This window comes from Paraburkholderia sp. BL25I1N1, assembly GCF_003002025.1.
Taxonomy (GTDB): domain Bacteria; phylum Pseudomonadota; class Gammaproteobacteria; order Burkholderiales; family Burkholderiaceae; genus Paraburkholderia.
In genome coordinates this window covers 295,775-317,457 of sequence record NZ_PVZB01000005.1, presented here as the reverse complement: position 1 = coordinate 317,457, position 21,683 = coordinate 295,775, and the positions used below count along the sequence as shown (strand labels likewise).

The following is a 21,683-nucleotide window of genomic DNA, read 5'->3' as shown; positions in this document are numbered from 1 at the left end:
GCGCCGGACGCGGACGCGCCCCTGATACGCTCGCCGCAGGACTGCATGACGCGGTTGCAGAAAATCATGTCCCAGCCGCTCACGCCCGCGTTCGTGATCACGGGCCGACCGGCATGCGCTGCATCACTTCGGGCGCGACACCGGGGCCGTAGCCGCGGATGCCAGCACCTCGCGGACCGTGGCCACGCCTAGCGGCTTCTCCAGGATTCGAAATACCTCGCCGGAATTGACCGCGCCCAGGAGCGCGTTGCTGTCCGCGTAGGCCGTCACCAGGATCCGGACGATATGCGGATACTCCTGGGAGACCTGCCGCAGCAGGTCGTCGCCATGCCGGCCCGGCATGCGGAAGTCGGTCACCAAAATGGTCACCCGCGCACCTTCGCGGCGCAGGATCGACATGGCCTCGTCCGCGTTGCCGGCGAGCAGCACGTCATAATCGCGACCCGCCGAACGCGCAAAGTACTTGCGAGCCAGCTCCTCGTCATCGACATAAACGACAGTCTGCCGCGCTTGTTGGGTCTCTTTCATTTCTACATCACTCCAGGCGCGGCAGGTCGAAGTTGAACGCCGTCCACTCGCCCAACTGGCTTTCCGCAAACAGTGTGCCGCCGTGCCGCTCCACCACCGCATAACTGATGGACAGACCAAGGCCTAAGCCCTGGCCGACTTCGCGCGTAGTGAAGAATGGTTCGAACACCCGCGCCAGATTCTCCGCGGCGATCCCCGGGCCGTTGTCGCGCACATTCACGTGCAGCCGGTCGTCCCGCCATTGCGCCGTGACATGGACTTTCGGCGATGCGGTGCCGGCCTTGTGCATGGCCAGCGCGGCATTCGAAAACAGGTTGATGAGCACGCCGATGATGGCGGCTTCGTCGCCCAGCACGAGGGTATCGCCGGGCAGCTCGCGCGTGACGCTCACGCCGCGCAGTTCATGCGCGCTCAGCCGGATCGACGAGTCAAGTGCCTTCTCGAACAGGAACGGCACGTCGTCCGCCGCCGCACCGGGCTTGCGGTAGGCAAAGGTCTTCAGGTCCGACACGATATGCTGGATGCGGTGCATGCCCTGCTTGACGTCCGTCAGGCACTCCTGCAGCGACGGGCTGTCCTTGACCTCCGGTTCCTCCATGGCTATTTCGATGGCCATCAGGCAGAAGTTCACGGGGTTGTTGACTTCGTGGAGCAGCCCTGCGGATAACGTACCGATTGCAGCCATCTTCTCCTGCTGCAGCAACTGGCCTTTGATCTGCGACAGGCTTTCATTGGTCAGCGCGAGCTGGTCGTTTTTGTGCGCTACCTCGTCCTTCAGCCGGAAAAGCTGGAAGCGGCCCTTCTCGTTGAAGTAGGTGTAAATGGAACTGGCCAACGCGCAGAAAAAGATCAGGATGAGCTGGAACTGGAACTTGCTTGGGTTCTGTATGCCGCCCGGATGCGCCGCGCAGGCAATGTAGTAGAGCAGGACGGTGGCGAGGCCGAATGCCAGCGTCTGCCAGTAGCCGGAGGGGAACAGAATCCCGACCGCGAAGATCGTCAGCATAAGCCCGGCATAGAACAGCGACTCCCCGCCCTGCGTGACATAAATCATCCACGAGATCATGGCCTGCGGCAGCAGCAGCCAGAAGAAAGTGATGACCTGCACCTGGCGTTTGCCCGTTTCCGTGTACAGCGAGAGCAACGCCAGGCCGATGGCCGCGCTGGTCAGCACCCGAACGATGGCAAAGCGCTTCTGCTCGGCCGGATACACGACATAGTCCAGCGCCACGCCCATCAGCACCAGCACGATCACGGTCAGGCCGCCAGCCTTGCTGCACAGCAACCGGTAGTCGCGCAGTTCTTCACGATAGTTCGAACGCAGCCCAGCGAGGGATGTCGTCATCTCAGGCTACTTGTTGCCGGCCGATCATTACCTCGGCGAATACGTTCACCCCGGTCGCATCCGTGTACAGGCGCGGCTCGCCACAGTTTTCCGGCATGATTTCGGCCATCTGTGCCTCGTTGCGATAGATCAGGTACCACTCCAGCACGTGCTCCATGCTGAGGCGCTCCGGGTTGTCGGCGTGGACATTGGTGACCAGCAGGTGGCCGCCCGGTCTGGTGCGGCTGGCGAAATGCTGGTTCAGCCGGGCGCAGACCTTGTCCGAGAGATAGTCGAACAGGCCGGCGCAATAGACCGCGTCGAATTCGCGGACGTCCGGTGCGTCCGCATCCATCCGGCGCTTGAGCAGGTGGTGGACCGAGTCGTGCGTGTAGCTGATGGTCATGCGTCTGGCCGTTTCCTGTGCAATCGCCGCGAGGCGGTCGCGCGTCCAGTCCAGTGTCTCCTGGCTGAAGTCGAGCAGTTCGAACGTCAGCCACTCCGGTTCGTCGTATTCACGCATGAACCGCTGGATCTCCTGAGCGGGGCCGCAACCCACGTTCAGAACCCGGAACGGCCGCCGCGCGGCGCGCGCTTCATTGGCCAGCCGGGTCAGGTAGTCCACCAGCAACTCGACGCGATTGCGGTGCGCGCGTGCCACGGCCGTCTGCAGGAAGGCCGCGTTGACGATCTGGAAATACGTGCTCGGGCCCTGGCGGGGATCGTCGAGCATCTGGTTGACCATCTGGTAGTCGCCGGCATAGCCCAGCGGCTTGGTGAAGGTGCGGAAGACGAAAGGCGAACGCAGCAGCAGAGGATGGAGCGCGGCCTGGGCAAAGGCACGGTGTGCCGGCGCCAGTTCTTCGTCGACGAGGCCCGCCTCGCCTTCGAATTCGTCGAAGTAGACCTTGGTCCTTTCCATCAGCGGCGATGCCAGTTCGAGGAAGAAATCCTCGCGCAGGCTTTTGCCATCCTTCGGCATGGTGTCGGCCAGGTCCGCCTGCTCGACCCAGCGAGACATGTCGGAGAGAAAAGCCCGGATCTGGTTGACCGCGATCTGGTAGTCACGGCGGATTTTGAAGCGCTCGGCCCAGTCCTGCGAGAACCGGCGCGCTTCTTCCCCGACCGCGCGCGCTTCCAGCACGCCGCCGCTCAGTTCCCGCCACTCAGCGATCAGCGTGACTGAGACAATGGCTGTCAGGCCCGTGTTGACCATGCTGATCACGACCGCCTTGCCCGAATAGGCGTGCTCCACGCCCATCTTGACCGACAGGTCGCTCAGTACCTCACTGACCTGGACGATCGAGTACGGGTTATAGACCTCCATCACCAGGGACTTTCGCTGGAGATTGATGATCGTGCCCCGCACCTGCTCGCCCTGCGAGTTGAGGAAGCTCACTACCGGATCGATTTGCGTTTTGGAATACACAGTATGGCGGCCAGGAAAGTACCACGAGAAGTTGGTTTGGAATCTGGTGCGATACCAGGCCAGCAGATCGGCCGGTTCAGCGTCGATGGTTTCCTCAGGTCCCCGTGACGAAGCGTCGCCATGGATATTTCAGTTGTCGCAGCAGCAACCCGTTTTCCGGGTGCGTACCCCTTCCTCCCGAACTGCATCGGCCGGACAAGTTATGCATTCGACCTGTCCGCTCATCTCGCAACAGCGCGCGTGCTAATGACACCGCGGCTTCAATGAGACTCGTTAGCCGGGTGGCCCTGAAGGCCGGCTTCGGGACAATACGGCCCTTTGCGATTGCAGCATTCTACTGATAAAAAAGAATGCTGTCGTCTCACGCCAATTCATCGGCCAACTGCCGGGCGACTCCCGAACGAGCCCCCAATTTCCTCCTTGACCGCGCTCCGCCGACAAGCGTATAACCATCCCATTGGATGTTATTTGGATGGCCTACGGATGCCACTGGGAGTGCAAATGCCGAAACTCAAGCTCGTCGACGCCTCACGCCCCAAAGGCGGCGAGACCGAAAAAATCACCATCAACCTGGGTCCGATCGACCTCGGCCAGATCGACCTGCTGGTCGAAGAAGGCTTTTACTCGAACCGCACCGACCTGATCCGCACGGCGATCCGCAACCAGATCGCGGTGCATGCCCAGGTCGTCGCGGAGACGGTGACCCGGCGCGCCATGGTGCTGGGCATGCAGCACTTCTCGCGGCAGGACCTCGAGGCGGCTCAGGCCGCGCACGAGCAACTCGACATTCACGTGCTAGGCCTCGCCAGCATCGCAGCCGATGTGCCGCCCGAACTCGCGGCGGCCACGATTGCATCGGTGGTGGTGCTCGGCGCCTTTCACGCGTCGCCCGCGGTCAAGGCGGCGCTCGCCGGCCGCATCAGCTAGGCGCGGCGCTCGACTCATTACCGTGGCTGAAGCAGCGACTCATCCGTCGACTCGCTCATCCACGCTCCACACAGGTCACTGCAAACCATCATGAAAATGAACGAAGATTTCCTGAAATCGATGACAGACGCCTTCGAGCTATTGCGCACGAAGGGCCCGCAGGAAGCCACCGCGGCGGTTCAGCGCGCGCTCGCGGGCGGCAAAGCGAACGAGGCCCGCGCGGACCACGTACGGACATCGAACACGCCGTCGAATGCGAGCGAATGGGCGCAAGCGTGGTCGCAGATGCAAACCCAGGCGCAGACCCAGGCGCGCCCCGCTCCGCACGCCCCTGGCGCGCCGGCTTTCGACGCCGACTCGCCGGGCACCTTCAGCACGCACACGTTCAGCAACGCAGCCGGACAACGCCAGTACAAACTTTACGTGCCCGCCGTCTACAACAGCGAACCATTGCCGCTGATCGTCATGCTGCACGGCTGCACGCAGAACGCGGACGATTTCGCCGCCGGCACGCGCATGAACGAAATGGCGGAGCGTCATGGCTTTATCGTTGTGTATCCGAATCAGGCGCAAGCGGCCAATCATTCGAAATGCTGGAACTGGTTCAAGCCTGCCGATCAACTCCGCGATCAGGGCGAGCCGTCGTTGATCGCCGGCATCACGCGAGAAGTGATGGGCCGCTATCGCGTGGATCCGGCGCGCGTGTATGTCGCGGGTCTGTCGGCGGGCGGCGCGATGGCGGACATCATGCTGAAGACGTCGCCCGATCTCTACGCCGCGGCCGGCGTGCATTCGGGACTTGCCTACGGTTGCGCGAAGGACCTGCCTTCGGCGCTCGGCGCGATGAAGGGCGGCAAGGCTCAACGCAAACGCGCGCATGGCACGCCGCAACGTCCGTTGATCGTGTTTCATGGCGACGCTGACACAACCGTCCATCCGTCGAATGCGGCCGAGATCGTGGCGGCCTTCGACGCGGGCACCACCACCGTCAGCGAGCAATCAGGCGCTGCAAGCGGACGGCGCGCGTATACGCGGCAACGGCATGTCGCGGCGAACGGCGTGGAAGCGGAGTCGTGGTCGATTCACGGCGCGGGTCACGCGTGGGCCGGCGGCAGTCAGCGCGGTTCGTACACGGACCCGTCCGGCCCCGACGCCGCCGCGGAAATGGTGCGATTCTTTCTCGCCCATCCGCGTACGCATTGAGCCGGCACCTCGGCTTCGAGCCAGACGGATCGCGTTCAACATGAGTGACCGCTGGCTGTAGAGACGGTGGCGTGATGACACGAGACGCCTCGCTCTATATCGGCGCTGACGGACAGTAAAAGGCCCCGTTAAAGACAACGCCGCGACCTAAGCCGCAACCGGGCAACCGGCCTGTTCGAGCGCGGCCTGCGCGTGCTCTTGCAGGTCGCCGCTGGTCAGCGACGCGTCTGGCGTGCGCACCCACGCCGCGATGCGCAGCGTCGCGCCGCCATCGTCCGGATAGTCGGCGACCGTGACGATCGGCGCGAGCGTGGCGCCGCTCAGCACGCGCGGTTCGTCGGCGACGAGTTTCTTCAATTCGCCGATCGCGGCGTCGACGTCCTTGCGCTGCGCGAGGCCCACTTCGACCTCGATGCGCTGCGTGCCGCCGCTGCTGTAGTTGATCACCGGATTGCTCCATATCTGGCTATTCGGCACGAACACGGCATTGCCGTCGCCGCGTTCGATGCGCGTGGTGAAGAGCCCCACTTCGCGCACAATGCCCGCTGCCGCGCCGCTGCCCTCGATCACGTCGCCGACGCGAAACGGACGCAGCATCAACAGCATCATGCCGGCCGCGATATTTTGCAGCGTGCCTTGCAGCGCGAGTCCGATCGCGAGACCGGCGGCGCCGAGCACCGCGAGCACGCTCGCCGTGGCGATGCCGACTTCGCTGAGCGCCGCGATGAATACGAGCACGCGTACGGCCCAAGTGCTCATGGCGGCCAGCATCGGTGCGAGCGTCGGGTCAGCATGCGTACGCGCGAGCGCGCGCGCAAACATGGCGCCGATGCGGTTCGATAGCCACCAGCCGACCGCGAGGATCAGCACGGCCAGCACGATATGAAGGGCGTCGTGCGTCAGCGTGACGAGCAACGACGGCTGGAAGTGAAAGAGTCGGGTTAAGAGATCGTTCATCTCGAGTCTTCGCTCCGTTACGGTGTAAGTACACCTGACGCACGGAAGCAGGATACGTTCCCACCCCTTACATTTCACGTGCGAAGGCACGCGGCTTGCTCGCCAATGCGACCAGTACCTGTGCGAATCATGCGAAGCCTGATCAGCGAGGCAGTTTCACTGCTGCCCTTGGTCCGGCAAAAAGGAGCGCCACATGTCCCAACATCTGAAGTCTGGCGACCGTGTCAGTTGGAACACGCCGCAAGGCGTCACGCATGGCAAAGTCGTGCGTGTCATTTCTACCCATACCACCGTGGATGGCAGAACCGTCGATGCCTCGACATCCGACCCACACTACGAGGTACAAAGCGAGAAGAGTGGCAAGCATGCCGTTCATCGCGGCGACGCGTTGCATCGATTGAAGAATTGATACGGATGGCTAAGCACATCCGCGCGCACGGCGATCCATGCTGCCGGCAACCCGGCTTCAAACAGTGCCCAAAGGCCTCAGCAGATTACGCAGTGCTGCAACAGTAACCGGTCGCGAGAACCAGAAGCCTTGCGCTTCATCGCAACCGAGCGCTTCGAGTTGCGCGGCCTGCTCGGCCGTTTCGACGCCTTCGGCCGTCACGCGCAGTTTGAGCGCGTGCGCCATTGCGATGATGGCGCCCACCAGGGCCGCGCACTGCGGATCGGTGCTCATGCGCATTACAAAAGAGCGGTCGATTTTCAAACGGTTCAGCGGAAAACGCGTCAGATAAGCGAGGCTCGAATAGCCGGTGCCGAAGTCGTCCACTGCGACCTCAACGCCTAGATCGCGCAGGGCAAAAAGCGTTTGCAAAGCCTGTTCGGTGTCACCGAGCAGCACGCCTTCGGTGATTTCCACTTCGAGATACGAGGGGTCGAGCGCGGCATCTTCCAATGCCTCACGAATCGTTTCGAACAGATTGTGCCGCTGGAACTGCTGCGGCGAGACGTTCACCGCGAAGCGCGGCAAGTTGCCCGTCAGCCGCAGCAACTTACCGGCGTCGCGGCACGCGGTCCGGATCACCCACTCGCCGATGTGCTCGATCAAACCCGCCTCCTCCGCAACCGGCACGAATTCGACGGGACTGATCAGGCCGCGTTGCGGATGGTTCCAGCGCAGCAGCGCCTCCACTTGCGCGATGTGGCCGTTGGACAGCGTAACCTGCGGCTGATACACGAGATGCAGTTGCTGACGCTCGATTGCGTCGCGCAACATGGTCTGCAGTTCGAAGCGGCGCGCGGCCTGGCCTTCGAGCGCTGTGGAAAACCGCCGCACCGCATTGCCGTTCACCGCCGAAGCTGCCGACAGCGCCACACCCGCGCGACGCATCAGCGTAGGCGCATCGCCGCCGTCGGCCGGATAAGCCACGATGCCGATGCTCGCGGTAATGGTCAACGCGGTGCCGGCGTAGTCGATCGCCTCGGCGATGCGCCCTAGCGCTTCGGCGGCGAACGCATCGGCCGCCGGGCCGGTTTCGTTGACGAGCAACGCGAACTGCGTGCCGCCGATCGAAGCGATCGTGCCGTCGTTCGGAAAGAGACCGCGCAAGCGTTCGCCAACAATCTGCAGCACGAGTTCAGCCGCATGCAAGCCGAGCGCGTCGCGCAGTTTGCGCAGATGATCGAGCTCGGCGATCAGCACGGTAAAACCGCTGCCGCTACGCTCGCAACGCGCGATCGTCAGTTCCAGCCGTTCGGTGAATAGCGTTTGATTGGGCAGGCGGGTCACGCCGTCGTGATGCGCGACGTACCAGAGACGCGCTTCCGATTGCGCGTAACGCGTCATGTCGATGGCGATACCCACATACAGCGCCGCACAAGCGGCCTGGGCGGGCTCGTTGACGAGCGGCGCCAACGCCAGCACCACGCGAACCGGCGTACCGTTGCGCCGCAAAAAGCTCCACTCGCCTTCATAGCGCGAAGTCACCATGGCAAGCGGCGGCAATTCGGCGCGGCGTTTGGCCAGTTCGGCTGGATCGAACAAAGACTCGAAGGTGCGGCGACCGATCAGTTCTTCAGCCGCCCATCCCGTCAGCTTCTCGAAAGCGGCGTTGATGGAGTCGAACGTGCCGTCCGCCGTGCAGGTAAACATGCCATAAGGCGCCGACGCAAGCGCGGCATCGCGCGTACGCGTTTCAGCGTAGAGGGGGACGTGCATCGCGCCGGCCTTTGATTTTCCTGAGTAGTGAAAGCGATCGAGCGTTTTTTGACGCGTGGGCGCAACCAGTAGCCCCGAAATTCCGGTCCGATGTTGCGGGCAACCGTGCGTATGATAACGGCTTTCGCGCCCCCGCCGAATTGGCCGCGGCGGGGGGCGTTGAAATGTCAGCGGGCTGGCGGTGGCAGCGGTGGCGGAACGCATGCGTGTCGCCAGAACCTGGTGGCGGTTCGTCGCGCTCGTGAGCGTCTCGAGCGCGTTGGAGAGAACGATGGCGGGATGAGATCCGCCGACCGATCCCGGAACTGCATTGACTCTATATACGGAAAAGCAGAAGGCGCCGCCGTTCTGTGTTTTACGCGGCGCGCGGAAGCGCTGCTTCGATGAACACCGCGCACAGTGCTTCCATGCCCTTCGCGTCTTCTTCGTCGAAGCGCGCGACGCTCGGACTGTCCACATCCCACACGCCGATCAGCGTGCCGTCCGGCGCGACGAGCGGCACGACGATTTCCGATTGCGAGGCCGAATCGCAGGCGATATGGCCGGGAAACTCGTGGACATCGCGCACCACCTGCGTCTCGCGGGTCTGCGCGGCCGTGCCGCAGACGCCCTTGCCGAGCGGAATTCGCACGCACGCGGGCTTGCCCTGGAACGGTCCGACGACCAGTTCCCGACCGTCGTGGAAATAGAAGCCGGCCCAGTTCAGATCGCTGAGCGAATGAAACACGAAGGCGGAAAAATTCGCGGCGTTGGCGATCCAGTCGGTTTCGCCGGCGAGCAGCGAGCGGGCCTGTGCGACCAGTTCTTCGTAGTGCGCGGCTTTGGGCAGATGCGAGGCGGAGGAGACTTCGAACATGACGGCGTCCGTGATGAAAGCGGAAGGAGGAACAGCGAGTCGTGCAGTTTAAAGCAAGCCGCCGTTTCCTTCACGGCGCGCACACGCACGGCGACGGGCACACAGCAGCGCTCGCTCTCCTTCCGGTTCCGTCAGACCCGTCGGCCTCCGCGCAAGGCGGAAACCAACGGAAAAACCACACGACGACTACTGATCGACGCCGATGATCACGCTCGATGCCTTGAAGATCGCCGTCGCCGCTTTGCCGTTCGCGAGGCCGAGGCGATCGACGCTCTCATTGGTGATGATCGCCGCGATCTGCGCGCCGCCCGCGCTGATCGACACTTCGGAATTCACCGCGCCCTTCGTGAGCGCCGACACCGTACCGGCGATGCAATTGCGCGCCGACACCTGATTCTTCGCGACGTCGACCATCACGATCACCGACGACGCCTTGACCAGCGCAAAGGCTTGTTTGCCCACCGCGAGACCGAGCGACGTTGCGCTGCCATGGGTGATGATCGAGACGATCTCCAGGCCGTTCTGGGTGCGCAGCGTGACTTCGTCGTTCACGGCGCCATGTTTGAGTTCGGTGATTTCGCCGGCGAATTGATTGCGCGCGCTGGTTTGCATGTTGTTCTCCTTGTTCAGGCGACCTCCTACGAACGTTGGTTGGAAGCCATCTGTCGGGTTGAGCGGTGAGCGTCGTGAAATGCCCGCCGGCTACGGAAAACTGCGCGTAAAGCGCGGTATCGCGCAGCCGCCATGAACAATGCGAACGCCCAATGAAACCACATAAGCATTATGCATGGGCATGCACAGCGCGGCGCCGGTCCAACCTGCCGCACAATGCGCCGACACCGTATCATCGTGCCTTGGACCTTCTTCGCCGAACCCTATGCCCGTTGCCGTTCCATCCCGCCTTGCCGCCGCCTGGCCGAGCGCCCGTCGCGGCGCCGCGCTATGCGCCATGCTCGCCGCGATCACCGCGTGCAGCAACCCGTCGCCGACGCATGACACGCACACCCAACTCGACACCGTCACGCTGTTCCCCATCGGGCATTACGACCAGAACGTCGATCACTGGCTCGAACCCGACAGCCCGGGCTACGACCAGCCGTTCCTGAGTCCGGCGGAACAGCAGGCGCACTTCAAGGCGCTCTACACGCGCTACTTCGGCACCGGCACCGCGGCGCCCTCGCCATGGAATGCCAGTTTCGTGACGATGCGCGTCTATCGCCAGCAAGGCGCGGACATTGCCGCGTTGCAGCAGCGGCGCATCGTCAGGTTCGATAACACGGGCAAGAGCGGCGCGGACATCGGCTACGGCGAAAATTTCCGGCCGCACGACAAGGCGTGGATCGACGCCATCGCGCAAAACATGAATGTCGCGCAGTTTACGCAGATGGCCGTTTATCAGCCGCAGCGCCGCGCGATCGCCACCAGCAACCTGATGGTGCGCGAACTGCCGACCAACGACCCGTCGTTCTACGACCACCGCCTGGCCGGCGAAGGCTATCCGTTCGACAACCTGCAGATCTCGGCCGTGCGTCCCGGCACGCCGCTTTACGTGCTCGGCGGTAGCGTCGACGGTGCGTGGCATTACGTGCAGACGCCCGATGTGCAAGGCTGGGTGCGCAGCGACGGCGTCGGCATGGCCGACGATCGCTTCGTCGATACATGGCGCGCCGCAACGGGCAAAGCGCTCGGTGCGGTGATCGTGGCGTCGGCGCCGGTGCGCGACAGCCGCGGCGTGTTCCGCTTCGACGCGCCGGCCGGCACGCTGCTGCCGATCGTGCCCGCCAACACCGCGCGGCCGGCGCAAGCGAAGCCTGCCGCGAGCGACATTGGCGCCGCGGCCGAGCCGGCAGCGGCGCGTCAAATACTCGTCCCCGCGCGCGACGCGGACGGCCGGGCGCTGATCCGCACCGCCGCCCTGAGCGACGCGCAAATCGCGCCGGCGCCGCTCGCCGCCACGCCGCGCCATCTGGCGATGCTGATGAAAACGCTAATCGGCCGCCCCTACGGCTGGGGCAATAGCGGGCTCTACAACGACTGTTCGTCGGAACTGCAAAGCATCTTCGCCGCGTTCGGCGTCTGGCTGCCGCGCCATTCGTCCACGCAGATGAGCGCCGGCCGCATGATCGACCTGTCGTCGTCCACGCCCGCGCAGCGGCTCGACTATCTGGCGCAGCACGGCGAGCCGTTGCGCACGCTGATCTACATCGGTGGGCATGTGATGCTGTATATCGGCAACACCACCCGCAACGGCAGCGCGGTGCCGGTCGTCTATCAGGACGTATGGGGCTTGCGGCCCGCCGACGACAGCCGGCGCGCGGTGATCGGCGGCTCGGTGATTCTGCCGCTGTTCGAACACATTCCCGAAGACGCCACGTTGCAATCGCTCGCGGCGACGCCGACGTTCCAGATCAGCATCCTCGGCGCGCCGCGTGGTGGCACGCCTGCGCCGTCCGCCGCGCCGCCGGACGAGGACAATCCGGCCGGTTGAAACGCACGCCTGAAAAATATTTTTCCCGGAGTGTCGATTCATCGGTCACGTAACCGTCGTAACGTTGAAGACCTGACTCGACCGAGTCGGTCTTTCAACTCACGAACCTGTTACTTCAAGGAGTCGCCGTCATGTCCAGCAACGCTGTCAAACCGATCCCCGACGGGATGCACTCGCTCACCCCGTATCTGATCTGCGCCAACGCCGCGGACGCCATCGCGTTCTACACCAAGGCCTTCAACGCCGTCGAACAGGTCCGCCTGCCGGGCCCTGGCGGCAAGGTCATGCACGCCACGCTGAAGATCGGCGATTCCATGCTGATGCTGACCGACGAATGGCCCGAGCACCAGTCGTTCGGCCCGAACACGCTGAAAGGCACGCCGGTTACGATTCACTACTATGTGGAAGATGTCGACGCCAGCTTCAAGCAGGCCGTCGACGCCGGCGCGACCGTCGTCATGCCCGTCACCGACATGTTCTGGGGCGACCGGTACGGCCAGGTGAAAGACCCGTTCGGCCATAGCTGGTCGTTGGCCACGCACAAGCGCGACCTGAGCCCGGAAGAAATCCAGAAAGCCATGATGGACTGCATGAAGTAAGGCGCGGTCCGTTCGGTGAGAAGGAGGAGAAACGTCATGCAAAAGATTGCGCCGTGCCTGTGGTTCGACGGCAATGCCGAAGAGGCGGCCCGCTTCTATACGTCCGTATTTTCCGATTCCCGCATCGCCACCACGATGCATTACACGGACGCCGGACCCGGGCCGGCGGGCGACGTGCTGGCCATCACGTTCGAGATCGAGGGCCAGGAGTTCATGGCCCTGAACGGCGGCCCGCAGTTCCCCTTCACACCGGCAATTTCGCTGTTCGTGCACTGCGGGTCGCAAGAAGAAATCGACCGTTACTGGACGAAACTCCTGGACGGCGGCAAGGAGTGGCAATGCGGCTGGCTTCAGGACCGCTTCGGCGTCTCGTGGCAGATCGCGCCCGACGTACTCGGCGAGATGCTGCGCGACCCGGACACCGTCAAGGCGAGCCGCGTGATGAAACAGATGATGAGCATGGTCAAGCTCGATATCGCGCCGCTCGAAGCGGCTTATCGCGGCGATTGAAGTGCGCCCCTGACCGCGCGCCGCCGTCGGCGCGCGGGCCGCTTGCATGCGTTGTGCATTCACAGCGCAGCGAGCGGACGAAGGGCGCGACAGCTCCGTCTTTGATAGGATCGGTCTCGACCCATTAACGGCGGGACATAAACGGTGCGCGTCAACCATCAAGCCTTCTTCTGCTCGCTTTTTGTCGCGCGTCTCGCCGATCAGGTCCTGCTGTTTCTCGTGCCACTCGTCGTCTTCCAGACCACGCATCAAGTCTCGTGGTCGGGCCTCGCGTTCTTTATCGAAACGCTGCCGCGCTATCTGGTGTTTCCTTTCTTCGGCGCGTTGTGCGATCGCATCTCGCCGCTCAGGTTGATGCGCGTCAGCCAGGCGGTGCGGGCGCTGGCCTGCTTCGGCGGCATACTCGCTTATGCGTTGTTCGGCGGCATCGGCTGGTTGATCGCACTCTCGGCGGTGTGCGGCGTATTGACGAGCCAGGGCCTCGTCGCACGTGAAGTCATGCTGCCGCAAATCTTCAGCACGCAGCAGTTCCAGCGCGTGCTCGCCTACTCGCAGTTGGCCGACCAGTTGGGCTTCGTGCTCGGTCCGATGCTCGCCGCGCTGCTGCTCGGCCTGTGGCGTTGGGAATGGGTGGTCGGCGTAACCGGCATGCTGTTTCTTCTCGCCGATGCCGCCCTGCTGCTGTGGCAACGCGCCAGCGGTTTTCGCGCCGCGGAGCCGCCGCCTCTGGCGCCGGGCCACTGGACGCTGCCGCTGCGCATCGCGCTGCGTCATGTGCTGGTGCTGCCGGGCTTGAAAAAAGTCGTGCTGCTCGCCGCCGCCGAAAATCTGGTGATCGGCGTGACGCTCGCCACGTCCGCGGCCATGGTGACCGGCCTTCACGCGCAGTCGAATCGCTACTATGCCGGACTGCAAACCGCCGGCGCTGTCGCCACGGTGCTGATTCTGTTGACGATCGCACGCGCCGCATGGCCGGCGCGCACGCTGGGACTGGTCGCCTTCGTCTCGATTTGCGCGGGCGGCGTAATCGCCGGCGCGAGCGCGGCACCGTGGGGCTATGCGCTCGGCTTCCTGCTGATCGTCGGCTTCGACAAGATGTTCAACGTCTACATCCGCAGCGCGCGGCAACGAATCATTCCGCCCCAGGACTACGGTAAGACGACCGGCGTGGTGATCCTTCTGAACAACATGACGCAGCCTCTCGCCGGTCTGTTGGTCGGGGTGTTCTCGGCGCGCGCGCAAACCGGCCCGCTGATCGTGATTCTTTCACTGACGATGGGCGGCATCGGCGCGGCGGTGTCGATCGGCGCGGCGCTGGTGCGAAGGCGGAAGCGCGCCCTGGCGCTCGGGGAATGAAGCCGCGTTGGCTTGCCCGAATGCCGGGATTAATAACGGGCGCGGGCTACGCTGCGCCCGCGTGGCTTGAGGTCGTTATCCGCAACACAGCTAGACCGCCTCGCATACCACCGCGAACTTCAACAACTGCGTAGGCCCGAACGCATTGCTGAGCGCCACGTCGGCGGCGTCGCGGCCACGTGCCATCAGCACACGTCCCGTGCGCGGCGCGTTGTTGCGCGGGTCGAAGGTTTGCCAGCATCCGCCGATGTAGGCCTCGAACCAGGCGGCGAAGTCCATCGTCGCGTAAGGCGGCGGCAGGCCGACGTCGCTGATATAGCCCGTGCAATAACGCGCTGGAATATTCATGGCCCGGCATAGCGCCACGGCCAGATGCGCGAAGTCGCGGCACACGCCTTTGCGCTCCTGCCATGCCTGCCAGGCGGTCTTGGTCGGTCGCGCAAAGTCGTAGCCGAACACGATGTGGTTGTGCACGTAGTCGCAGATCGCATCCACGCGCCCGCGGCCGAGCGGCAGCTTGCCGAAGGTCTGCCACGCGAATTCGGAGAGCAGATCAGTTTCGCAATAGCGGCTGCCGAGCAGAAAGACCAGCGTATCGTCGGGCAGCATTTCCACCGGATGCTGTTCGGTGTACGGCGGCCGCATCTCCGGCTCCGACGACACCTCCAGCACCGCGCTCGTCGAAAAAGAGATTTTTCCCGGCGGCGCCACCAGCCGGCTGCACAGATTGCCGAACGAGTCGCGATACTGCCTGATCGGCACCGGCGGATCGACCACCAGCACATCAGGATTCAGCACCTCTTTCGCGTGCGAATAGTGGGTGTTCAACATCAGCAACATCGGCGTCGGTTGCACGCACTCATAGACCAGCTCGTAGCCAACGCGCAATTTCATCGCAGCGCCCTTTTCCAGTTGAAACATTCAATTGACGCGCACGGCGAGCCGCCCGCAGCGTCACTCCCGCAAACACGTTTCGATTCGACGCGCCGTGATTTTCGGCGCGCGTTCATTCGTCTTATTCGCGTTGCTTGGCGGTCATTCGCCTTCGGTCACGCTTACGTCCACCTGCAAGCCGCGAAACGAATGCGGCGCGCCATGCCACGTGCCCCACAACGGCAGCGCCTGATAGGCGTTCCACGCCACCGCCACGCGAATCAGATGGCGATTGCCGACGATGCTATTGGTCGGATCGAAATCGACCCAGCCGGCGCCGGGCAAATAGATCTGCAACCACGCGTGCGTCGCGCCGCCGCCTTGCGTGGCGTCATGCTCGGGCACGAACAGGTAGCCGCTCACGAAGCGCGCCGCGAGGCCGAGCGAGCGCACCGCGTCCATCATCAACACGGCAAAATCGCGGCAACTGCCGCTGCGGCTGCGCAACGTGTCGCCGGGACGGTTCACGCCTTTTTCCGTGCGGCGCACATAGAAAAACGTGCTCTTGATTTCGAGCGTCATGGCACGTAGCAGCGCCATCGTGCCGCCACTACCCGCGCTGCTTTTGCCACCTTTGCCGCCGTTTTTTGCAGCGCTGCCCAGGATCGGCACGAAGCGGCGCGCCCATTCGTCCACGTCGCTGTCCGGATACTGGCGGCTGCGCGCGTTTACGAGATCTGAAGCTTCCTCGTTGGTGTACGCGAACGGCCAGTTCACCGCATACGGCTCGAGCGCGTAATCGGGCATGGGCGCTTCGAAGTGCTCGAGTGTCACTTCGCTGTCGAAGCGCAATTCGCTCGCCTTACCCGCGAAGCTCGCGACCGCCACCGAGTTGTCGAACACGTCGTGCAGCCAATGCAGCCGCGACGGCTCGGGCGTGATCACCAGCTTGTTCGTGACGAGCCGCAGGTCGTGGCTCGCGCGCGGCCGGAACATCATGCGATGTTCGCCGAAGCGCACGGGCTCCGAGTAACGGTAGACGCTGACGTGGCGCACCGTGAAACGCTGCGGCTCATTCATCCGACCGCCCGATGGATGCCGCCGGGTTCATCGTGTCCATCGCGTTCGCGCTTGTAAAAAGCCGCTGCCGCTGCGGACAAAAAGCGCGCGGCGCGGTTTTGATCTTCAATGAGCCACGGCCGGGTTGCGGTGTGGTCGAGTGCTCTCAAACAGAAACTGACGGGTTGAGCATACACCCGCCATATTGGTTGAAAGTACTCATTTGGCCGCGGCATCGCGCGGCGAAGTTATCAACAGAATCTGTTCGCAAATCTGTGCATAACTATCCGGCAAAAACTGCAAGCCGTTGATGCGATTGCCGTTTCTGCCGCAACGCCGAAGTTGGGCAGCGCGTGCACCCGGCATGCACCCGGCGCGCATCATTCGCGCACTGTGCCGCGCGCCGCGTCGTCGGCAACGTGCGCGTGACGGGCCTCTTCGCGCCACCGCTGACGCGAGCGAACCATTCTGCGCACCGCGAGCCGTGCCATCTTGACCCAGCCCGAAGGCCGCGGGTCGGCCAGCATGCTCAGCGCACGCGCGTAGTCGAGCGTGAGGCCGGGTGTCCACGCCATCGTCGCGGCTCGCTTGCGCACTTGCGCGGCGACCCACAGTTCCGGCGTCGAGATCACGCGCAAAAACGGCTGCCAGCCGCCGAGATTGCCCCACACGCGCGACGAGGCGCCTTCGATCGCGGCTTCCAGTGCCCGCGAGACACTGCTCGAACAGTTGCGGTGCGTGAGGTTGTAAGTCGTATCCTGTCGATATGTCTCCCAGAAGCGGCTCAGGCGAACCGGATCATAGTTGCGGATGCGCACCTGAACCGTCGACGGGCACCACGCTTTCGCTTCGGTCGGGTAATCGGGCTGGAATAGTCCCGGCATGTCGTTCTCGCGCGTGGCACGCAGCAGCCGCGCGAAATCGTCCGGCGACCGATCGATCTCGACGCCAGGATACAGGCTGATATAGACGCCCTCGGGCGATTCGAGCGCGGCATGGCCGGTCGATATCACGCCGTTGCGATCCACCGCCGCGATATAGCGATCCACGATCAATTGCCGGCGCGCCTCGCCCTTGGCCGAACCGACCGGCGTCCACACATGCACGGTCAACGCGGCTTCGTCGGCGGCCGGCGGGCCGTCCCATTCGTGCGCGATCAGACGGCTGGCGGTCAGCGCGCTCGCGGCGGCAATGCCGGCGTCCGCTGCGGAATCGCCGGCGGCGACCGCAGGGTTCGACGCGAGCCGCCGCACCCGGGCGCTCAGCAGGATCATGTTCCATCCGCCAAAGATCAGCCCGAGTCCGACACAGTACGGCACCGTGCCCACGTAGTGGGTCGGATAGGGTTGATAGAAGAAAATCGCCAGCGCGATTTCGACGGCGCCGCCGATCATCGCGAGCCGCCATGTGCGAAAGCGGACCACTCTTGCCGCGACGATCTGCAGGAGGCCATCGGCGAAAAAGAGCGTGCCGAAGATCATCGACAGAATGAAATTGCCATGCTCGTGGCCGATCAGAATCAGCGCCGCGGCAGTGGTGAACGCGATGCCCTTCACATAGCGCAGCGTGCGTTGCCCGCCCATGCCGGTCCAGGCGACGGCCAGTGTGGCGAGGCCTTCGAGCAACAGCAACGAGACGAACGGGGTGATGGGAAAATAGAGCGCGCTATCGAGCGCGTCGATGAACACGAACACGCCGAGCAGAAAACTGATGCAACCGGCGATCCGCAACGATCGCCAGCGCGTGCGCAGATAATCGACGCCCAACAGAATCATGACCAGACGAACCATTGCGAGTCCTCCGTGACTGATGCGTTCTGCTGATCGCCATCTTAACCACTTTGGCGGCGCGGGCGCGCGTGGCCCGGGCGTGACCCACTAAGCGACAGCGCACATTTGCCACGCCTCGCTCGTGTATCTTTGTGCCGCTCATGCCGATGCGCTTTCGCGTCAGATCGATCGGCCACAAAAAAGGCCGGCGCGGAAATGACTTCAACGCGCCGGCCTGCAACGAACCATGAAACCAGAAGCTGCTTACGCCGCCTTGGCTTGCGGCATGGCTTCGCCGCCCTGCTCGCCACCCAACGCATCGAGCAGATTGCTCAGCATGCGGTCGAGCTCGGCGGTCATTAACGTGACGTCGGAGTCGAAGCGTTCGTCGTCGTTTTGCGCGGTGGGGTCGCTCGCTTCCTTCAGCACGTCGAGCGGCGCGATGCGCTTGATCGTCAGCGAGGGCGTCAGCACGAACGACACGCGGTCGTTCCACGTCATCGCGAGCCGCATGCATTGCTTGCCGGCTTCGATATGACGGCGCATATCTTCGGCATCCAAAGTATGTCCCACATAGCGCACGGTCGCGTTGCCTTCGGTGGGCGAACGCAACTCGGTGTCCTGGTCGAGCGTGAAGCCGGCGGGGCCCTCGCCTGACAGCAGCCATTCGGTCATGGCCGCGACCGGCGAATGCGTGACACGCACCGTGCCGAGCGGCAATTGATCGATCGACTTGACCAGCAGGCCGCGCACTTCATCGGCGACCGCTTGCGAAGCCGCGTCGATCACGAGCCAGCCGTTCTTGCAATCGATCCACACGCGCGTGTCGCGACGAATGCTGAAGGCGCGCGGCAACAGTTCGTCGGTGACCTGTTCCTTGAGTTCGCGCATCTGCTTGCGGCCGGGTTTGAAGCCCTGCTGATCTTCGAGTTCGAGCGCGCGTTCCTTGGTCACCTGCGTGACGACCGACGCCGGCAGCAGTTTCTTTTCGGCGCGAAACACCAGCAACATCTGGCCATTGAGCGAATAGACCAGCGAGTCGTTATCGCGCGGCGATGCCCAGCCATGGCTTTGCATCTCGACGCTGTTGCCGGGCGCGAACGCGTGCGGCGCGAGCCACTTCTGCATCTGCTCCGGAGTGACGGACCACGGAGCGGGAAGACGGTGAAGCTGAAGGTTTTTGAACCACATGGGCGGAGTCGTGTACGGGCAAAGCGCACCATTCTATCTGACGATAGATGTCGCGCGGTCGGCTGGAAGGACTCTGTTACTTCGTCGCCCGGGCGTTCACGGCGTCGCGGTCATTTTCAAATAAAAGCGGATAATCCTTTAAGTGACAGACCGATTATCAAACACGGCCTTACACCGGAGAATACGCTTCATTCACTTCAACTCTCTCCGGAGCGCACCATGTCCACCTCATCCCTCTCGCGAATCGGCCATCACGTGCTGATCGCCGCAAGCCTCGCCGGCGCCTTGAGCGCCCACGCCGCCAGCGACGCAGACCTGCCCGTGCCGCACCACGTCGCCGTCGCGTCGACTTCGGCGCAAAGCGCCGAAGTCGTGCGAACCGCCCGCCGCTATGCCGCCTTCTGGAATACCGGCGACGAGGCCTACGCGAAACTCGCACTGTCGCCTGCCTTCATCGACCGCACCTTGCCGGATGGACGCCCGCAAGGTCCTGACGGTCCGCTGCAGGCGTCGAAAGGTTTTCGCGCGGCCGTGCCCGACCTGCATGCGGAAATCGACGACCTCGTGGTGGCCGGCGATCGCGCCTCGGTTCATCTGCATTTCCATGGTCATTTCACCGGGCAGTTCCAGAACCTCAAAGGCAACGGCCAGACCGTCGATTTCCAGGCCTTCGATCTATATCGCGTGAAAGACGGCCGCATTGTCGAAAACTGGCACCTCGAAGACAACCTGACGCTGCTCAAGCAACTCGGCGCCATCAAGCCGTAATGGTTTAGCCGTAGCCGTTTTGAGCGCGCGTTAGGTTTAAATCACCTAGACTTTTTGACAAGCGCGTGACTAGACGGAGGCGGCCATGGCCGATCAAACCGCAGCCTGGCAGATGGTGGAGTACGAGGGATTCGAGATTCACGTTGCGCCGTTTCTGAAGAACCCGCCCAGCGAAGGGCACACGCCGAGCGCGGCGAATCAGCGCTACACGTATATCGGCTACGTTTGCCATCCGGGCGCGGACCCGGCCATTCCCGGCCATGCGGTGCCGTTCCACCCCGATGGCGAAGAGAGTTTTGCCGGCGAGGACGAAGCCGTGTATGAAGCCGTGCACGTGGGCCGCAGCATTGTGGATGGCACGCATCCGGACCTGACGGTGTTGCCGCTAGTGACTGGCGGCGTGTGAATCTCCGGCTTGCGCCTCAGCGAGGCTCCAGCACGCCCGACGGCGAGCCCTGCTTCGCCAGCAGGCGCTGCGCCAGTTCCAGCATCCGCTGATTGGCGCGTGGCGGCGTGAACGTCTCGACTTTTTGCAGCGCGGCTTGCGCGACGCTGCGGCGAAGTTCGGTGTCCGTCAGCAGGCGTTCGATGGCGAGCGCCATGGCGTCCACGTCGCCGATCGGCACCAGCAGGCCGGCCTTGCCACCTTCCAGCATATCTCGCGGACCGGTCGGGCAATCCGTCGACAGCACCGGCGTGCCGAGCGCCATCGCCTCGCCGAGCACCACGGCGCAACCCTCATAGTGGCTGCTCAGCACGAGCATTTCTGCCTGCCGGATATAGGGCAACGGATTGGCGCAGAAGCCAAGGAACTGTACCGATGCACCGATCCCCAGTTGGTCGGCGAGTTGCTCCAGCTCGCGCCGGTCCCGCCCCTCGCCGATCAGAACGAGCGCCGCCTCGCAGCGGCCGCGCTCGCGCAACTGGGCGTAGGCTCGCAACAAGGTCTTGTGGTCCTTCTGACCTTCGTCCAGACGCGCCACGGAAACGATGAACGACTCAGCCGGCCGTTTGATCTCCGCGCGCGCCGCCTGCCGCAGCGTGTCGACGTCGATCACGTTCGGCAACTCGACGATGTCCATCTCCACGCCGGTTGTCGAAAAGAGTTCCCGCGCCTCGTGCAGCATGGCGGGGATCAGCACGGTGATCGCCGAGTAGCGCGCGTAATGCCGCACGCGCCGGGCGATGTACCGCGCGCTCTTGCCGCCGAGCCGTGCCGCCAGGCTGAAATGGTTCACGCCGAACCAGGGCACGTTGCCACTGCCCGCCATATGGCGCAGCGAAAAATCGAAATCGCAAACCAGATCGTGTTGCTTGACCAGGTGCCGCATACGCAGCGCCAGCAGCGGCCGGATCGCGCCGTAGGTCGACAGCTTGTGCAGTAACTTCTCGCCGGTGCCCAGCTTGCGCCGGCGCGCCGCGTCATGCAGCGCGTACATCCATTTCGACGAGGCGAGCACGTGGACGGGAACGTCTTCGGGAATCGACTGCGCGCGCCAGAACGCCAGGTCGTCGGTCGGATACGCCACCGACAGGCTCGGCGCGAACAGGCGCCGGTCGAGCGTCTTCAGCCAGGCGAGCAATGCGGTCTCGGTGCCGCCTTTGCCGAAATCGTTGATATGAAACAGGATGCGCAGCGGGGTGCGGTCGGCTTCGATAGAGCGGGGGTTCACGTTCGTCAT

21 protein-coding genes are annotated in these 21,683 nt (G+C 63.7%); 9 read left to right on the top strand and 12 right to left on the bottom strand.

Features of this window, described 5'->3' with window-relative positions; all coding sequences use genetic code 11:
• Positions 1 to 123: 123 nt before the first annotated feature.
• Genes B0G73_RS10145 through B0G73_RS10135 form a run of 3 tightly spaced genes read right to left on the bottom strand, consistent with a single transcriptional unit; the run spans position 124 to position 3,281 of the window.
• The gene (locus B0G73_RS10145; protein WP_106280289.1) at positions 124 to 528 is read right to left on the bottom strand and encodes a response regulator; all 405 of its coding nucleotides are present in this window, start codon (positions 526 to 528) and stop codon (positions 124 to 126) included.
• Positions 529 to 535: 7 nt separating this feature from the next.
• Entirely contained in the window at positions 536 to 1,873 is a 1,338-nt protein-coding gene (locus B0G73_RS10140; protein ID WP_106280288.1) for a sensor histidine kinase, read from the bottom strand.
• Between the two features lies 1 nt (position 1,874).
• A complete protein-coding gene (locus B0G73_RS10135; protein ID WP_106280286.1) occupies positions 1,875 to 3,281 on the bottom strand; it encodes a class I SAM-dependent methyltransferase in 1,407 nt (468 codons plus the stop codon).
• Positions 3,282 to 3,782: 501 nt separating this feature from the next.
• Here B0G73_RS10135 and B0G73_RS10130 point away from each other — a divergent pair.
• Complete coding sequence (locus tag B0G73_RS10130; RefSeq protein WP_106280285.1) at positions 3,783 to 4,208, top strand: CopG family transcriptional regulator; 426 nt, start codon at positions 3,783 to 3,785, stop codon at positions 4,206 to 4,208.
• 90 nt (positions 4,209 to 4,298) lie between these two features.
• Entirely contained in the window at positions 4,299 to 5,411 is a 1,113-nt protein-coding gene (locus B0G73_RS10125; RefSeq protein ID WP_106280283.1) for a PHB depolymerase family esterase, read from the top strand.
• A gap of 147 nt (positions 5,412 to 5,558) precedes the next feature.
• Here the strand turns inward: B0G73_RS10125 and B0G73_RS10120 are convergent, their stop codons facing one another.
• A complete protein-coding gene (locus B0G73_RS10120) occupies positions 5,559 to 6,368 on the bottom strand; it encodes a mechanosensitive ion channel family protein (RefSeq protein WP_106280281.1) in 810 nt (269 codons plus the stop codon).
• A gap of 193 nt (positions 6,369 to 6,561) precedes the next feature.
• Here B0G73_RS10120 and B0G73_RS10115 point away from each other — a divergent pair, with 193 nt between their 5' ends.
• Positions 6,562 to 6,777: a DUF2945 domain-containing protein gene (locus B0G73_RS10115; RefSeq protein ID WP_106280280.1), complete on the top strand. Its 216-nt coding sequence runs from the start codon at positions 6,562 to 6,564 to the stop codon at positions 6,775 to 6,777.
• 57 nt (positions 6,778 to 6,834) lie between these two features.
• On the opposite strand, the gene B0G73_RS10110 is transcribed toward B0G73_RS10115, so the two are convergent.
• From B0G73_RS10110 to B0G73_RS10100, 3 genes are all read right to left on the bottom strand, one after another.
• Positions 6,835 to 8,532, bottom strand: a complete 1,698-nt coding sequence (locus tag B0G73_RS10110) for a bifunctional diguanylate cyclase/phosphodiesterase (protein ID WP_106280278.1) — start codon at positions 8,530 to 8,532, stop codon at positions 6,835 to 6,837.
• 355 nt (positions 8,533 to 8,887) lie between these two features.
• Complete coding sequence (locus B0G73_RS10105) at positions 8,888 to 9,388, bottom strand: GAF domain-containing protein (protein WP_106280276.1); 501 nt, start codon at positions 9,386 to 9,388, stop codon at positions 8,888 to 8,890.
• Between the two features lie 186 nt (positions 9,389 to 9,574).
• A complete protein-coding gene (locus B0G73_RS10100; RefSeq protein WP_106280274.1) occupies positions 9,575 to 10,000 on the bottom strand; it encodes a molybdopterin-binding protein in 426 nt (141 codons plus the stop codon).
• Positions 10,001 to 10,265: 265 nt separating this feature from the next.
• On the opposite strand from B0G73_RS10100, the gene B0G73_RS10095 reads away from it, so the two are divergent.
• The 4 genes from B0G73_RS10095 to B0G73_RS10080 all read left to right on the top strand — a co-directional run bounded on the left by B0G73_RS10095 (position 10,266) and on the right by B0G73_RS10080 (position 14,341).
• Complete coding sequence (locus tag B0G73_RS10095) at positions 10,266 to 11,876, top strand: SH3 domain-containing C40 family peptidase (RefSeq protein WP_106280272.1); 1,611 nt, start codon at positions 10,266 to 10,268, stop codon at positions 11,874 to 11,876.
• A 131-nt stretch (positions 11,877 to 12,007) separates the two neighbouring features.
• Positions 12,008 to 12,475, top strand: a complete 468-nt coding sequence (locus B0G73_RS10090; protein WP_106280270.1) for a VOC family protein — start codon at positions 12,008 to 12,010, stop codon at positions 12,473 to 12,475.
• A 36-nt stretch (positions 12,476 to 12,511) separates the two neighbouring features.
• The gene (locus B0G73_RS10085) at positions 12,512 to 12,985 is read left to right on the top strand and encodes a VOC family protein (RefSeq protein ID WP_106280268.1); all 474 of its coding nucleotides are present in this window, start codon (positions 12,512 to 12,514) and stop codon (positions 12,983 to 12,985) included.
• Positions 12,986 to 13,129: 144 nt separating this feature from the next.
• Positions 13,130 to 14,341 (top strand): MFS transporter, encoded by a 1,212-nt coding sequence (locus B0G73_RS10080; RefSeq protein ID WP_106280266.1) that lies wholly within the window; start codon positions 13,130 to 13,132, stop codon positions 14,339 to 14,341.
• Positions 14,342 to 14,431: 90 nt separating this feature from the next.
• Here the strand turns inward: B0G73_RS10080 and B0G73_RS10075 are convergent, their stop codons facing one another.
• The 4 genes from B0G73_RS10075 to B0G73_RS10060 form a co-directional block, all read right to left on the bottom strand.
• Complete coding sequence (locus tag B0G73_RS10075) at positions 14,432 to 15,235, bottom strand: transglutaminase family protein (RefSeq protein WP_106280454.1); 804 nt, start codon at positions 15,233 to 15,235, stop codon at positions 14,432 to 14,434.
• A gap of 141 nt (positions 15,236 to 15,376) precedes the next feature.
• The gene (locus B0G73_RS10070) at positions 15,377 to 16,294 is read right to left on the bottom strand and encodes a transglutaminase family protein (RefSeq protein ID WP_106280264.1); all 918 of its coding nucleotides are present in this window, start codon (positions 16,292 to 16,294) and stop codon (positions 15,377 to 15,379) included.
• A gap of 359 nt (positions 16,295 to 16,653) precedes the next feature.
• A complete protein-coding gene (locus tag B0G73_RS10065) occupies positions 16,654 to 18,063 on the bottom strand; it encodes an HdeD family acid-resistance protein (RefSeq protein WP_106280263.1) in 1,410 nt (469 codons plus the stop codon).
• 243 nt (positions 18,064 to 18,306) lie between these two features.
• Positions 18,307 to 19,233 carry a recombination-associated protein RdgC gene (locus tag B0G73_RS10060; protein WP_106280261.1) on the bottom strand — a complete coding sequence of 309 codons (927 nt, stop codon included), beginning with the start codon at positions 19,231 to 19,233 and terminating at the stop codon, positions 18,307 to 18,309.
• 219 nt (positions 19,234 to 19,452) lie between these two features.
• On the opposite strand from B0G73_RS10060, the gene B0G73_RS10055 reads away from it, so the two are divergent.
• Together B0G73_RS10055 and B0G73_RS10050 are read left to right on the top strand one after the other, a co-directional pair.
• Positions 19,453 to 20,001 carry an ester cyclase gene (locus B0G73_RS10055; RefSeq protein ID WP_106280259.1) on the top strand — a complete coding sequence of 183 codons (549 nt, stop codon included), beginning with the start codon at positions 19,453 to 19,455 and terminating at the stop codon, positions 19,999 to 20,001.
• Positions 20,002 to 20,086: 85 nt separating this feature from the next.
• On the top strand, positions 20,087 to 20,407 hold the full coding sequence (locus B0G73_RS10050) for a hypothetical protein (protein ID WP_106280258.1): 321 nt from the start codon (positions 20,087 to 20,089) through the stop codon (positions 20,405 to 20,407).
• A 16-nt stretch (positions 20,408 to 20,423) separates the two neighbouring features.
• On the opposite strand, the gene B0G73_RS10045 is transcribed toward B0G73_RS10050, so the two are convergent.
• On the bottom strand, positions 20,424 to 21,683 hold the full coding sequence (locus B0G73_RS10045) for a glycosyltransferase (RefSeq protein ID WP_106280256.1): 1,260 nt from the start codon (positions 21,681 to 21,683) through the stop codon (positions 20,424 to 20,426).